The 15,244-nt window shown below is 36.1% G+C and carries 12 protein-coding genes; 6 read left to right on the top strand and 6 right to left on the bottom strand.

The annotated features are described in order from the left end of the window. Positions 1-17 precede the first annotated feature (17 nt). The 6 genes from mnmG to rpmH all read right to left on the bottom strand — a co-directional run bounded on the left by mnmG (position 18) and on the right by rpmH (position 5,607). Positions 18-1,907, bottom strand: a complete 1,890-nt coding sequence (gene mnmG, locus AZF08_RS11295) for a tRNA uridine-5-carboxymethylaminomethyl(34) synthesis enzyme MnmG (RefSeq protein WP_033673549.1) — start codon at positions 1,905-1,907, stop codon at positions 18-20. 44 nt (positions 1,908-1,951) lie between these two features. Continuing rightward, positions 1,952-3,328 (bottom strand): tRNA uridine-5-carboxymethylaminomethyl(34) synthesis GTPase MnmE, encoded by a 1,377-nt coding sequence (gene mnmE / locus AZF08_RS11290; RefSeq protein ID WP_033673550.1) that lies wholly within the window; start codon positions 3,326-3,328, stop codon positions 1,952-1,954. Positions 3,329-3,608: 280 nt separating this feature from the next. Next, the gene (jag, locus tag AZF08_RS11285; RefSeq protein ID WP_033673551.1) at positions 3,609-4,226 is read right to left on the bottom strand and encodes an RNA-binding cell elongation regulator Jag/EloR; all 618 of its coding nucleotides are present in this window, start codon (positions 4,224-4,226) and stop codon (positions 3,609-3,611) included. Next, positions 4,223-4,990, bottom strand: coding sequence for a YidC family membrane integrase SpoIIIJ (gene spoIIIJ, locus AZF08_RS11280; RefSeq protein WP_033673552.1), 768 nt, complete (start codon positions 4,988-4,990; stop codon positions 4,223-4,225). The genes jag and spoIIIJ overlap by 4 nt, the downstream gene beginning before the upstream one ends. 58 nt (positions 4,991-5,048) lie before the next feature. After that, positions 5,049-5,396 carry a ribonuclease P protein component gene (gene rnpA, locus AZF08_RS11275; RefSeq protein WP_033673553.1) on the bottom strand — a complete coding sequence of 116 codons (348 nt, stop codon included), beginning with the start codon at positions 5,394-5,396 and terminating at the stop codon, positions 5,049-5,051. Positions 5,397-5,472: 76 nt separating this feature from the next. Beyond that, positions 5,473-5,607, bottom strand: coding sequence for a 50S ribosomal protein L34 (gene rpmH, locus AZF08_RS11270; RefSeq protein ID WP_000831901.1), 135 nt, complete (start codon positions 5,605-5,607; stop codon positions 5,473-5,475). Between the two features lie 563 nt (positions 5,608-6,170). Here rpmH and dnaA point away from each other — a divergent pair. From dnaA to gyrA, 6 genes are all read left to right on the top strand, one after another. Beyond that, positions 6,171-7,511: a chromosomal replication initiator protein DnaA gene (gene dnaA / locus AZF08_RS11260; RefSeq protein WP_033673555.1), complete on the top strand. Its 1,341-nt coding sequence runs from the start codon at positions 6,171-6,173 to the stop codon at positions 7,509-7,511. Between the two features lie 178 nt (positions 7,512-7,689). Continuing rightward, complete coding sequence (gene dnaN / locus AZF08_RS11255; protein WP_033673556.1) at positions 7,690-8,835, top strand: DNA polymerase III subunit beta; 1,146 nt, start codon at positions 7,690-7,692, stop codon at positions 8,833-8,835. 286 nt (positions 8,836-9,121) lie between these two features. Next, positions 9,122-9,334 (top strand): S4 domain-containing protein YaaA, encoded by a 213-nt coding sequence (yaaA, locus tag AZF08_RS11250; protein WP_033673557.1) that lies wholly within the window; start codon positions 9,122-9,124, stop codon positions 9,332-9,334. A 12-nt stretch (positions 9,335-9,346) separates the two neighbouring features. Continuing rightward, entirely contained in the window at positions 9,347-10,474 is a 1,128-nt protein-coding gene (recF, locus tag AZF08_RS11245; protein ID WP_033673558.1) for a DNA replication/repair protein RecF, read from the top strand. 38 nt (positions 10,475-10,512) lie between these two features. Further along, a complete protein-coding gene (gene gyrB, locus AZF08_RS11240; protein WP_033673559.1) occupies positions 10,513-12,435 on the top strand; it encodes a DNA topoisomerase (ATP-hydrolyzing) subunit B in 1,923 nt (640 codons plus the stop codon). A gap of 88 nt (positions 12,436-12,523) precedes the next feature. Next, complete coding sequence (gene gyrA / locus AZF08_RS11235; protein ID WP_033673562.1) at positions 12,524-14,995, top strand: DNA gyrase subunit A; 2,472 nt, start codon at positions 12,524-12,526, stop codon at positions 14,993-14,995. Positions 14,996-15,244 lie beyond the last annotated feature (249 nt).

The following is a 15,244-nucleotide window of genomic DNA, read 5'->3' as shown; positions in this document are numbered from 1 at the left end:
CCATATCTCCTTACTATTTATTGGTTCGATACTCGCGCAATTTTTCCTTGTTCAATGTACACAAGTAAAATGGAAATATCAGCTGGATTTACGCCGGAAATACGGGATGCTTGCCCCATTGACAGAGGACGAACATCTTTTAATTTTTGTCTCGCTTCAGAAGCAATTCCGGAAATTGCATCATAATCAATATCTACAGGAATCTTTTTGTTCTCCATCTTTTTCATTCGATCCACTTGCTGTAAGGACTTTTCAATGTATCCCTCATACTTAACTTGGATTTCAACTTGTTCTGCGATTTCATCGTTAATTTCAACTTCACTTGGAACAAGAAGACGAATATGTTCATATGTCACTTCTGTACGACGTAGTAAATCACTTGCTCTTATACCATCTTTTAACTCGCTGCCACCAATACTACGAATCAATTCCTGCACTTCAGGACGTGGTTTAATAATAAGACTTTCTAAACGTGCCTTTTCTTGTTCGATCTTTCCTTTTTTGACTGTAAAACGTTCATATCTTTCATCAGGAATTAAACCAATTTCATGGCCAATTTCCGTTAAACGAAGGTCAGCATTATCATGACGTAGTAATAAACGATATTCAGCACGTGAAGTTAATAAGCGATATGGCTCATTTGTCCCTTTCGTTACAAGATCATCGATTAATACACCAATATAAGCATCCGAACGACCTAAAATAACTTCTTTTTTACCTAAAGAACGACATGCCGCATTAATCCCAGCCATAATTCCTTGTCCAGCTGCTTCTTCATAACCAGAAGTACCGTTAATTTGACCTGCTGTATATAAATTTTTAATTTTTTTCGTCTCAAGTGTTGGCCATAACTGAGTTGGTACAATTGCATCATATTCGATTGCATAACCTGTACGCATCATTTCAACATTCTCTAAACCTGGAATCGTTTTAAGCATTTCACGTTGTACATCTTCTGGTAAGCTCGTTGACAAGCCTTGTACATATACTTCCTGCGTATTACGCCCCTCTGGTTCTAAGAAAATTTGATGACGTGGTTTATCATTGAATCGCACCACTTTATCTTCAATTGAAGGACAGTAACGAGGACCTGTTCCTTTAATCATACCAGAATACATAGCTGAACGATGTAGATTTCTATCAATTAAACGATGTGTCTCTTCACTCGTATATGTTAACCAGCACGGAATTTGATCCATAATAAATTTTGTTGTTTCAAACGAAAAAGCACGTGGTTTATCATCACCTGGTTGAATTTCTGTCTTACTATAATCAATCGTATTACTATTTACACGAGGAGGCGTACCTGTTTTAAACCTAACAAGATCTAATCCAAGTTCCTCTAAATGCTCTGATAATGTAATAGATGGTTGCTGATTATTCGGACCACTTGAATATTTCAAATCTCCCATAATGATCTCACCGCGTAAAAATGTACCTGTTGTAATTACGACTGTTTTCGCTGTATATTCAGCACCCGATTGTGTAATTACCCCTTTACATATATCGTCTTCAACTATTAAGCGTTCTACCATTCCTTGACTCAAGGTTAGATTCGGTGTCTCTTCAATAGTTTTCTTTAATTCATGTTGATATGAAAATTTATCAGCCTGTGCACGAAGAGCACGCACAGCTGGACCCTTCCCTGTGTTCAACATACGCATTTGAATGTGAGTCTTATCAATATTACGTCCCATCTCGCCGCCCAATGCATCGATTTCACGGACAACAATCCCTTTTGCTGGTCCACCAACAGAAGGGTTACATGGCATAAAGGCTACCATATCTAAATTAATTGTTAACATTAATGTTTTTGAGCCCATTCGTGCTGCTGCAAGACCAGCTTCACATCCTGCATGACCTGCACCGATTACTATGACATCGTAAGAACCGGCATTGTATCCCATTATTTATTCCTCCTAAGATTAACTATCCTTAAAGCGCCTATATGTTATTTGCCTAAACAAAATTGAGAAAACAATTGGTCAATTAAGCTTTCATGGACAGTGTCACCAGTAATTTCACCAAGTATTTCCCACGTTCTTGTTAAATCGATTTGAACCATATCAATTGGAACACCGTTCTCTATTGCATCAATAGCATCTCCAATTGTCTTTTCCGCTTGTGTTAATAAACCGATATGTCTCGCATTAGAAACATAAGTCATATCTGTAGACTCTATTGCTCCTTCAAAGAATAGATCAGCTATCGCTTTTTCAAGATCATCTATACCCTTTTCTTCGATTAAAGACGTTGTAATAATTCGATTTTTACCCGCAAAATGTGTAACACGGTCCATATCAATTACCTTTGGTAAATCGGTTTTATTTACAATGACAATAAAGTCTTTCCCTTGCACAGCACGGAATAATTCTTCATCCTCATTTGTCAGTACCTCACTATAGTTTACTACAACTAAAACTAAATCAGCTTGCCCCATCATTTCTTTTGAGCGTTCTACACCAATTCGTTCAACAACATCTTCTGTTTCACGAATTCCTGCTGTATCAATTAGTTTAAGTGGTACACCACGCACATTGACATATTCTTCAATGACATCACGTGTTGTTCCTGCTATATCCGTCACAATCGCTTTTTTCTCTTGAACAAGGCTATTTAGTAGTGAGGACTTTCCAACATTTGGTCTCCCGATGATTGCCGTTGCAATACCTTCTCGTAAAATTTTCCCTTGCTTAGATGTCTCTAATATCTTTTGAATCTCACCACGAACATTCGTAGCCTTTTCAATTAAAATATTGTGTGTCATCTCTTCTACGTCGTCATATTCAGGATAATCTATATTCACTTCTACATGAGCCAATGTTTCTAAAATTTCTTGACGAAGACGTCCAATTAATTTGGATAGACGTCCTTCCATTTGATTAATCGCCACGCTCATCGCTCGATCTGTCTTCGCACGAATTAAATCCATTACAGCCTCAGCTTGTGATAAATCGATACGCCCATTTAAAAATGCACGCTTTGTAAACTCACCCGGTTCTGCCAAACGTACTCCCTGGGCCAAAATGAGTTGTAATACTTTATTCACTGAAACAAGACCACCGTGACAATTAATTTCTACAATATTTTCACGTGTAAATGTCTTTGGTGCTCGCATAATTGACACCATGACTTCTTCAATAACTTGATCTTTATCTAAATCAACAATATGACCGTAGTGAATCGTATGGGACGGAACTGTCGTTAAATCCTTCCCTTTAAAAATGCGATTGACCTTTTCAATCGCATCTTCTCCACTTACTCGAACAATGGCAATTGCCCCTTCCCCAAGTGCTGTGGAAATTGCAGCAATTGTATCAAATTCCATGTCCTTTCACCTCACTTGCTTATTTCTCTCTATTTCAACATGATTTTTTCTTCACTAAACTATTAGGATACCATAATGAACCTATCTACAAAAGAATAATAACTCATTTTATTATGTCCTCATGTAAAAATCACTAAACTTATTCACAGTGGATAAGTTTAGTGATTTTTAGTTATCCACAACCTACTTCCCCTACAATATAGCCTTGATTGTTAAAAAAATTATCATTCACCGATTAAGATATACGCATAAAAAAACCGGAGCTCAAATGAGCTACCGGTTATTTGGAAGATATTACAACATGTCGATGCGGTTCTTTACCTTCAGAAGTTGTAACTATATTTGGATGATTGGATAATGCTTGGTGAATAATTTTCCGTTCAAAAGAAGGCATTGGCTCTAATACAACATTCTTTTTGGTAGAAACTACCTGTTTTGCTAATCGATAAGAGAGCGATTCTAACGTATCTTTTCTCTTACTACGATAATTTTCGGCATCAATTGTTATACCGATGTACTGTTTTGTACTACGATTCGCAACCAGTTTTGTTAAATATTGTAAAGAATTTAATGTATGACCTCTTTTCCCAATTAAAACACCAACATTTTTACCAGAAATCGTAAATTCAACTTCTCGACCTTTTACAACCTTCGTAATCATTACATCCATCCCCATACTTTGAACAACATTTTGTAGATATTGTTCAGCTTCATGGATTGGATCCTTCTTCAATACAATTTCTACGGTGGCAGGACGATTCCCAAATAAACCTAAGAATCCTCTCTTGCCCTCGTCGATAATATTCACATCAACTTGATCTTTTGAAACATTTAATTGTCTTAAAGCATCTTGTACTGCCAGCTCGACTGTTTGTCCTTTAGCAGTAATTATACTCACTTGCTTGATCCTCCTGCCTTACTAGCCTTAATTTCCGGCCCTTTGATCATATACATTTGAGCGATACCAAAGATGTTACCAACTACCCAATATAAAGATAATGCTGCCGGGAAGTTAATTGCAAAGATTAAAATCATAATTGGCATAAGCCATAGCATCATTGCCATTTGCGGATTTTGTCCTACAGTTCCTGCCATAGCAACCTTTTGCTGAATAAATGTTGTAATTGCCGCAACAACTGGAAGGATATAGTACGGATCTGCCTGTCCTAAATCAAACCATAAGAATGTATGTTTACTAATCTCTTCCGTTCTCATAATCGCATGGTAAAATGCGAATAAAATCGGCATTTGAACAAATATTGGTAAACAACCTGCTAATGGATTTACACCGTGTGTTCTATACAACTGCATCATTTCTTGTTGCAGCTTTTGCTGCGTCGCTTGATCTTTAGAACTATATTTCTCTTTCAGCTTCGCCATTTCTGGTTGTAACGCTTGCATTGCCTTCGTACTCTTCGTCTGCTTAATCATTAATGGTAACAATGCAAAACGAATGATAAGAGTTGTGACAACAATTGCTAAACCATAATTACTACCAAATAAGTTTGCAAAATACGTGATTAGCATAGAAAGTGGGTATACGAAATATTCATTCCAAATACCTGTACTTTTCGGCGTAATCGGCTGATTCACTTCATTACAGCCTGCAGTAATCGCCATTAAAGCAATAACCATGGCTAGTAAGCCTATCTTCTTTTTCACAGCCTGCTCCTCCTTGTTTCGGTATGTATATAGTGTAATTCATTTTCCTTTTCCTACGCTACTTGTTTGTTATTTTAATACCAGAGCGCTTGAAGGCATGAATTAAGCTTTTCTTCAATTGTTCGTATGTCATATCTGCACAAGGCTTCCTTGCTATTATAACAAAATCTTTTCCAGAATCTATCTCATCTTTTAATTCTATAATCGATTGGCGAATCATACGCTTAATTCGATTACGTACTACTGCATTTCCTATTTTTTTGCTAACAGAAAGACCGATTCGAAAGTATGGTTGTTTTGCCTTTTCAAGCTGGTAAACAACAAACTGACGATTTGCATTCGATTTTCCATTTTGAAAAACAGCCTGAAATTCATCATTCTTTTTTATACGATTTTTTTTCTTCATATCAATTGACACTCCTGTATTTCATCAGCGGAAATTCATTATTACTAGAAAAAAAGACCACTGAACGATCAGTGGTCTACGCAGATAATACTTTTCTTCCTTTACGACGACGAGCTGCTAGCACTTTACGTCCGTTCGCTGTGCTCATACGGCTGCGGAAACCATGTACTTTGCTGCGCTTACGTTTATTTGGTTGGTAAGTTCTTTTCATTATATGACACCTCCCTGAGGAATATCTGTTAAAGACAGTCTTATAAATTATAGTTAATCAACTAGGAAAATGTCAATGGTTCTCCAAATTTTCATCAAATATTCATTTTGAACCTATTCACAATTTTTTTCACAGATGTTTTATTTTCCTGTGGATAATGTTTTTTTCGGTTTTTTATATCCACAAAAATTTTTTTCACTTTTACACAGTATATCGTATTGTGGACAAGTTTATTCCACAAGGTATTGATTTTGTGGATAACTTTCTGAAATTCATTGCTATAGCTACTTTTTTTTGATATTATAGTTGTGTTTTCACCTTGAACAAGTTTTCCACATATGTATTTTATCCACAATTTGTGCATAACATGTGGACAGTTATAATCACATGTGGGTAAACAGTTGTCCACATTGGCTTTTTTTGTCGAAAACCCTATTTCGTATACAAACGACGTTTTTAGGTTTTAAAATACGTTTCGTATAAATATACATTTATTTTTTTAAAGGTTGTACAATCGTTGCACAACCTTATTCTTTTACCATATTTGTAAAGGAGGGACACCTTTGGAAAATATCTCTGATTTATGGAATAGTGCCTTGAAAGAACTAGAAAAAAAGGTCAGTAAACCAAGTTATGAAACCTGGTTGAAATCAACAAAAGCACACGCTTTGAAGAAAGATATATTAACTATTACGGCTCCAAATGAATTTGCCCGTGATTGGTTAGAATCTCATTATTCAGAGCTAATTTCAGAAACACTTTACGATTTAACAGGAGCAAAGCTAGAAATTCGCTTTATTATTCCTCAAAGTCAAGCTGAAGAGGAGATTGACTATCCTCCTGCTAAAAAGAAAAAAACAAATGATGAATCTAATCACTTACCACAGAGCATGTTAAATCCTAAATATACATTTGATACATTTGTCATCGGCTCTGGTAATCGTTTTGCACACGCAGCTTCCTTAGCGGTTGCTGAAGCACCGGCAAAAGCATATAATCCACTGTTTATTTACGGGGGCGTTGGACTTGGAAAAACACACTTAATGCACGCCATTGGTCATTATGTAATCGAGCATAATCCAAATGCAAAAGTTGTTTATTTATCATCAGAAAAGTTTACGAACGAATTTATTAATTCAATTCGTGACAATAAGGCCGTCGATTTTCGTAATAAATACCGTAATGTAGATGTCTTATTGATAGATGATATTCAATTCCTTGCTGGAAAAGAACAAACACAAGAAGAGTTCTTCCATACATTTAATGCATTACATGAAGAAAGCAAACAAATTGTAATTTCAAGTGATCGACCACCGAAAGAAATCCCAACTTTAGAGGACCGCCTTCGTTCACGTTTTGAATGGGGTCTTATTACAGATATTACACCACCGGATTTAGAAACAAGAATTGCAATTTTACGCAAAAAAGCGAAAGCTGAAGGCCTTGATATCCCAAATGAGGTTATGCTCTATATTGCAAATCAAATCGATTCAAACATCCGGGAATTAGAAGGTGCACTTATTCGAGTTGTTGCTTATTCATCTTTAATTAATAAAGATATTAATGCAGATTTAGCTGCCGAGGCACTTAAAGACATTATTCCCAATTCTAAGCCGAAAATTATTTCTATTTATGATATTCAAAAGGCTGTTGGAGATGTTTATCAAATTAAACTAGAGGATTTTAAAGCAAAAAAACGCACAAAATCTGTTGCGTTCCCTCGCCAAATTGCAATGTATTTATCACGTGAACTAACCGATTCTTCTTTACCTAAGATTGGCGAGGAATTTGGTGGACGTGATCATACAACAGTCATTCATGCACATGAAAAGATTTCAAAACTATTAAAAACGGATACGCAATTGCAAAAACAGGTTGAAGAAATTAATGATATTTTAAAGTAGTAGCTGAATAGTGTGAATAACTTCTCTTGTTTTACACACAGTCTATCCACATGTAGATAGACTGTTTTTACATCCTTTTAAGAGGGTTATCCACATATCCACAAGCCCTATTACTATTACTACTATTTTTTATCTTTATTAAATAAATAAAATTTTATACTTACCGGAGGTTTTCGTTATGCGTTTTACAATCCAAAAAGACTACCTTGTAAGAAGTGTACAAGATGTAATGAAGGCTATTTCCTCTCGTACAACAATTCCCATTCTTACAGGGATTAAAGTTGTAGCTACTGAAGAAGGTGTTACTTTAACAGGAAGTGACGCTGATATTTCAATTGAATCTTTTATTCCAGTTGAAGAAGACGGAAAAGAGATCGTGGAAATTGCACAATCAGGAAGTATTGTTTTACAAGCAAAATATTTTAGTGAGATCGTAAAAAAAATACCAAAAGATACAGTAGAGATTTCTGTAGAAAATCATTTTATGACAAAAATAAAATCTGGGAAATCAGAGTTTAATTTAAATGGCTTAGATTCTGCAGAGTATCCTTTATTACCACAAATTGAAGAACATCATGTGTTTAAAATTCCAACAGATTTACTAAAACATATGATTCGTCAAACAGTATTTGCTGTTTCAACTTCTGAAACTCGTCCAATCTTGACAGGTGTAAACTGGAAAGTATATAACAGTGAGTTGACTTGTATTGCAACAGATAGTCACAGGCTAGCACTTCGTAAAGCAAAGATTGAAGGACATACAATTTCTGATGAATTTCAAGCGAATGTTGTTATTCCTGGTAAAAGCTTAAATGAATTAAGTAAAATTTTAGATGAATCTGAAGAAATGGTGGATATCGTTATTACGGAGTATCAAGTATTATTCCGAACTAAGCATTTATTATTCTTCTCTAGATTATTAGAAGGTAATTACCCAGATACAACACGTTTAATTCCAGCAGAAAGTAAAACTGATATATTTGTGAATACAAAAGAATTTTTACAAGCAATTGATCGTGCTTCCTTATTAGCAAGAGATGGACGAAATAACGTTGTGAAATTATCAACGTTAGAACAACAAATGTTAGAGCTTTCTTCAAATTCACCTGAAATTGGAAAGGTAGTAGAAGAAGTTCAATGTGAAAAGATAGAAGGGGAAGAATTAAAAATTTCCTTTAGTGCAAAATATATGATGGATGCATTAAAAGCATTAGACAGTACAGAAATTAAAATTAGCTTTACTGGTGCAATGAGACCATTCTTAATTCGTACAGTAAATGATAATTCCATCATCCAATTAATTTTACCAGTTCGTACTTACTAAGTAAGAGTCGGGGTTGCTAGTTTAAATGTGCTAGTGACCCTTATTTGATTTTAGGGGATGTTCAAAAAGTCTGGGAAAAATAGCTGTCGCATTTCTTCGTTACGTCGCCAGTCCGGTACTCATGTAGTTCCATCTACACTCCGCACTCTCCTGGCTTCCGCGCCTCGAACTGCTCGGCTATCTTTATCCTCCTTTTTGAACATGTACTTTTAAGGGTATTACTTTCCTAATGTTAGTTTATTTAGTACAATGAAAGAATGAACACTTTCAGAAAGTGAGCGATTTTATGAAACGTATTAAGATTTCAACAGAGTACATTACACTAGGACAATTTTTAAAGTTAGCTGATGTAATTGATACAGGTGGCGCTGTGAAATGGTTCTTGCAAGAGTATGAAGTGTACGTGAATCAAGAGCCTGAAAATAGAAGAGGCCGAAAGTTATATGCAAATGATATTGTTGAAATTCCGGGAAACGGAACATTTCAAGTTCAATCATAAAGGGGGAGCCCTTTGTTTATTACAGAAATACAATTAAAAAACTATCGCAATTATGAACATCTAGATCTTTCCTTTGAGGATAAAGTTAACGTCATTATTGGTGAAAACGCACAAGGGAAAACGAATTTGATGGAAGCTATTTATGTATTAGCGATGGCCAAATCTCATCGAACTTCGAATGATCGTGAACTTATCCGGTGGGATGAGGAGTATGGTAAAATAAAAGGTAGATTACAAAAGAGAAATAGTTCCTTGTCTTTAGAATTAAATATTTCTAAAAAAGGGAAAAAGGCAAAATTGAATCAACTTGAACAACAAAAGTTGAGTCAATACATTGGTGAAATGAATGTTGTTATGTTTGCCCCAGAAGATTTAAATCTTGTAAAAGGAAGCCCTCAAGTACGAAGACGCTTTTTAGATATGGAACTTGGACAAATAGCTCCTGTCTATTTGTATGAATTAAGTCAGTATCAAAAAGTGCTCACGCAGCGAAACCACTTGCTTAAGAAAATGCAAGGGAATAGTAAAAATGAGGAAACAATGTTGGATGTGTTTACACTTCAACTTATTGAACACGGTACGAAAATTTTGCGAAAACGTTTTGAGTTTTTGCAGTTGCTACAAGAATGGGCAGCTCCTATTCATCGTGGTATTAGTAGAGGATTAGAGGAATTAGAAATCGTCTATAAACCAAGTGTAGATGTATCAGAATCAATGGACTTGTCGAAAATAAAAGAAGTATACTATGAAAGTTTTCAAACTGTGAAACAACGTGAAATTTTCCGTGGTACGACTTTAATTGGTCCTCATCGTGATGATTTACAATTCTTCGTTAATAACAAGAATGTTCAGGTCTTTGGTTCGCAAGGACAGCAACGAACAACCGCACTTTCCCTAAAATTAGCTGAGATTGAATTGATTTATTCAGAAGTTAAGGAATATCCAATTCTCTTATTAGATGATGTGCTGTCAGAATTAGATGATTATCGTCAATCACATCTGTTAAATACAATTCAAGGAAAAGTGCAAACGTTTGTGACAACGACGAGTGTCGACGGAATTGAGCACGAAACATTAAAGCAAGCGAAAACAATTCATGTAACGAACGGCACGGTAGATTGTGAAATAGACAGGAATTAACTTCTGTTTAAATGGAAAAGTAGGTGATCTTTGTGTCAATGGAACAAAAGCAAATGCAGGAAAATTCATATGATGAAAGTCAGATACAGGTGCTTGAGGGACTGGAAGCAGTTCGAAAGCGTCCGGGGATGTATATTGGTTCTACAAGTGGAAAAGGTCTTCATCACCTTGTATGGGAAATTGTTGATAACAGTATCGACGAAGCTTTAGCTGGGTATTGTGATGAGATTAATGTCAGTATTGAAGAAGATAATAGCATTGTTGTAACAGATGACGGTCGTGGTATTCCAGTTGGTATACAAGAAAAAATGGGACGTCCTGCCGTAGAAGTTATTATGACGGTTCTTCATGCCGGCGGTAAATTTGGCGGCGGCGGCTATAAAGTTTCTGGTGGTTTGCACGGTGTTGGTGCATCTGTCGTAAATGCTTTATCAACAGAATTAGAGGTATTTGTACATCGCGATGGAAAAATCCATTATCAAAAATATGAACGTGGTATTCCAGTTGCAGATTTAAAGGTGATCGGTGAAACAGATCGTACAGGAACAATCACACGTTTCAAGCCCGATCCGGAAATTTTCAAAGAAACAACAGAGTATGAATTTGATACATTAGCAACACGTATGCGTGAGTTAGCATTTTTAAATCGTAATATTAAATTGACAATTGAAGATAAACGTGAAAATAAGCAAAAGAAAGAATTTCATTACGAAGGCGGAATTAAATCGTACGTTGAGCATTTAAATCGTTCAAAACAACCGATTCATGAAGAACCTGTATATGTAGAAGGTTCAAAAGATGGAATTCAAGTTGAAGTTTCTCTTCAGTATAACGAAGGTTATACAAATCATATTTATTCGTTTACAAATAACATTCATACGTATGAAGGCGGTACACATGAGGTTGGTTTCAAGACGGCTTTAACGCGTGTAATTAATGATTATGGACGAAAAAATAATATTTTAAAAGATGCGGACAGTAACTTAACAGGTGAAGATGTACGTGAAGGTTTAACGGCAATTGTCTCAATTAAACACCCTAATCCACAGTTTGAAGGGCAGACAAAGACGAAACTTGGGAATAGTGAAGCGAGAACGATTACAGAATCTGTATTCTCAGAAGCATTTGAAAAGTTTTTACTTGAGAATCCGAACGTCGCTCGTAAAATTGTAGATAAGGGAACAATGGCGGCACGTGCACGTGTAGCAGCGAAAAAGGCACGTGAACTAACACGCCGAAAAAGTGCATTAGAAGTATCTAGTTTGCCAGGGAAATTAGCAGATTGTTCTTCTAAGGACCCGGCAATTAGTGAAATCTATATCGTAGAGGGTGACTCTGCGGGAGGATCGGCAAAACAAGGACGTGATCGTCATTTTCAAGCTATTTTACCGTTAAAAGGTAAAATTATTAACGTTGAAAAGGCACGCTTAGATAAGATTTTATCAAATGATGAAGTCCGTACAATTATTACAGCAATTGGTACGAACATTGGCGGAGATTTTGATATTGAAAAAGCTCGCTATCATAAAGTTATTATTATGACCGATGCTGACGTCGATGGTGCGCATATTCGTACCCTATTATTAACGTTCTTCTATCGTTATATGCGTCAAATTATTGAGCACGGCTATATCTATATCGCACAGCCGCCATTGTTTAAAGTACAACAAGGTAAAAAAATTCAATACGCTTATAATGATAAAGAGCTTGAAAAGATACTATCAGAATTACCGGCTCAGCCGAAACCGGGGATTCAACGTTACAAAGGTCTTGGGGAAATGAATCCAACTCAGCTATGGGAAACGACAATGGATCCAGAAGTACGTTCATTACTTCAAGTTTCTCTGCAAGATGCAATTGAAGCGGATGAAACATTTGAAATTCTAATGGGTGATAAAGTAGAACCGCGTCGTAACTTTATCCAAGAAAATGCAAAATACGTGAAAAACCTTGATATTTAAGTAAGTAATGACAGGAATCTAAGCATTCCTGTCTTCTACGTATAAATCAATGTATGTGTAACGGAAATGTAAGAGGAGGTGCTCGTTGATGTCAGATAATCAACAACAAGCACGAATTCGAGAAATTAATATTAGTCATGAAATGCGTACCTCATTTTTAGATTACGCAATGAGTGTTATCGTATCTCGTGCACTACCAGATGTTCGTGATGGATTAAAGCCAGTACATCGCAGGGTTTTATACGCAATGAATGATTTAGGGATTACTGCTGATAAAGCATATAAGAAGTCAGCTCGTATTGTCGGTGAAGTAATTGGTAAGTATCACCCACATGGTGATTCAGCCGTTTACGAAACAATGGTACGTATGGCACAAGATTTTAGTCAACGTTATATGCTTGTTGATGGACACGGTAACTTCGGTTCTGTTGATGGAGATTCAGCGGCAGCGATGCGTTATACAGAGGCAAGAATGTCTAAAATTTCGATGGAATTAATACGTGACATTACAAAGAATACAATTGACTATCAAGATAACTACGATGGTTCTGAAAGAGAGCCAATTGTATTACCTGCACGCTTTCCTAACTTGTTAGTGAATGGTACAACAGGTATCGCGGTTGGTATGGCGACAAACATTCCGCCTCATCAACTTGGTGAAGTAATTGATGGTGTATTAGCATTAAGTCATAATCCTGACATTACTATTGCAGAATTAATGGAATTTATTCCAGGACCAGATTTCCCAACATCAGGTCTAATCTTAGGTAGAAGTGGAATTCGAAGAGCCTACGAAACAGGGCGCGGTTCTATTATACTTCGTGCTAAGGTTGAGATTGAAGAAAAGACAAACGGAAAGCAAGCAATTATTGTAACAGAGCTGCCTTATCAAGTTAACAAAGCTCGATTGATTGAAAAAATTGCGGAATTAGTTCGCGATAAGAAAATTGAAGGTATTACAGATTTACGTGATGAATCAGATCGAAATGGTATGCGCATTGTCATGGAAGTACGCCGTGATGCAAATGCAAATGTACTATTAAATAATTTATATAAACATACAGCACTTCAAACAAGCTTCGGTATTAATATGTTGTCGCTTGTGAATGGAGAGCCACAAGTATTAAACTTAAAACAAAATTTATATCATTATTTAGAACATCAAAAGGTAGTTATTCGTAGACGTACTGCTTATGAGTTAGAGAAAGCGGAGGCGCGCGCTCATATTTTAGAAGGATTACGAATTGCATTAGATCATCTTGATGAAGTTATTACGTTAATTCGTAGTTCAAAAACTGCGGATATTGCGAAACAAGGATTGATGGAACGTTTCGGTCTAAGTGAAAAGCAGGCACAAGCAATTTTAGACATGCGTCTGCAACGCTTAACAGGATTAGAACGTGAAAAAATCGAACAAGAATATCAAGACTTAATGAAGTTAATTGCTGAATTACAAGCAATTTTAGCGGACGAAGAAAAAGTTCTTGAAATTATTCGTGAAGAATTAACGGATGTAAAAGAACGCTTTAATGATAAAAGAAGAACAGAGATTACAATTGGTGGTATGGAATCGATTGAGGATGAAGATTTAATTCCTGAGCAAAACATTGCCATTACACTTACCCATAACGGTTATATTAAACGACTACCAGCGTCTACGTACAAAACGCAGAATCGCGGGGGACGTGGTGTACAAGGAATGGGGACAAATGATGATGACTTTGTGGAGCATTTATTGACAACATCCACTCATGATCATATTTTATTCTTCACAAACAAAGGGAAAGTATACCGTACGAAAGGATATGAAATTCCAGAATATAGTCGTACAGCGAAAGGTATACCAATTATTAACCTGTTAGAAGTGGAAAAAGGTGAGTGGATCAACGCTATTATTCCGATTCGTGAATTCGGTGATGATCAATACTTATTCTTTACAACAAAATACGGAATTTCTAAGAGGACACCTCTTTCCTCATTTGCGAATATCCGTACGAATGGTTTGATTGCAATTTCCCTTCGTGAAGAGGATGAAGTGATTTCTGTACGCTTAACATCTGGTGACAAGGATATTATCGTTGGAACAAGTAACGGTATGTTAATCCGCTTCAACGAACAAGATGTACGTTCTATGGGACGTAATGCCGCAGGTGTAAAAGCTATTACATTAGGTGATGAAGATCAAGTTGTAGGCATGGAAATTGTTGAAGAGAATATGAATGTTCTAATTGTAACGAAAAATGGTTACGGAAAACGTACACCAGTTGATGAATATCGTTTGCAGAGTCGCGGCGGTAAAGGTCTAAAAACATGCAATATTACAGATAAGAACGGTAAGTTAGTAGCTGTTAAATCTGTAACGGGTGAAGAAGATATTATGTTAATAACAGCTGCGGGTATTATTATCCGTATGCCAGTTGACCAAATATCTCAAATGGGACGTAACACGCAAGGTGTTCGATTAATTCGTTTGGAAACTGAGCAAGAAGTAGCAACGGTAGCGAAAGCTCAAAGAGATGAAGAAGAAGAGGAAGTTAGCGAAGAATCTTCAGAAGAATAAGAGTAGGGATTTCCCTTCTCTTATTTTTTTTGGAATAATACTTGCATTGAAAGGAGAAAGCTTATATAATAGGCGAAGTCAGCAAATGAGAGATACAAGTTATCAAAAAAACTTGTTGACGAAAACAATATATTATGTTAAATTATAAAAGTCGCTGAAACGCGATGTTGAACTTTGAAAACTAAACGAAACAAACAACGTGAAACGTCAATTTTTATTTTTATGATGCTAGACAAACTAACTTTATTG

Origin of the sequence: Bacillus gaemokensis, from assembly GCF_001590835.1 — a bacterium.
Lineage (GTDB): Bacteria > Bacillota > Bacilli > Bacillales > Bacillaceae_G > Bacillus_A > Bacillus_A gaemokensis.
Note: the sequence above shows the minus strand (reverse complement) of the source record. Positions and strands in the feature narration are given on the sequence as shown.

Bases quoted from the DNA above. Each gene is read 5' to 3' on its own strand.
- mnmG (WP_033673549.1), bottom strand. From the start codon at position 1,907: ATGGGATACAATGCCGGTTCTTACGATGTCATAGTAATCGGTGCAGGT.
- mnmE (WP_033673550.1), bottom strand. From the start codon at position 3,328: ATGGAATTTGATACAATTGCTGCAATTTCCACAGCACTTGGGGAAGGG.
- rnpA (WP_033673553.1), bottom strand. From the start codon at position 5,396: ATGAAGAAAAAAAATCGTATAAAAAAGAATGATGAATTTCAGGCTGTT.
- rpmH (WP_000831901.1), bottom strand. From the start codon at position 5,607: ATGAAAAGAACTTACCAACCAAATAAACGTAAGCGCAGCAAAGTACAT.
- dnaN (WP_033673556.1), top strand. From the start codon at position 7,690: ATGCGTTTTACAATCCAAAAAGACTACCTTGTAAGAAGTGTACAAGAT.
- yaaA (WP_033673557.1), top strand. From the start codon at position 9,122: ATGAAACGTATTAAGATTTCAACAGAGTACATTACACTAGGACAATTT.
- gyrB (WP_033673559.1), top strand. From the start codon at position 10,513: ATGGAACAAAAGCAAATGCAGGAAAATTCATATGATGAAAGTCAGATA.
- gyrA (WP_033673562.1), top strand. From the start codon at position 12,524: ATGTCAGATAATCAACAACAAGCACGAATTCGAGAAATTAATATTAGT.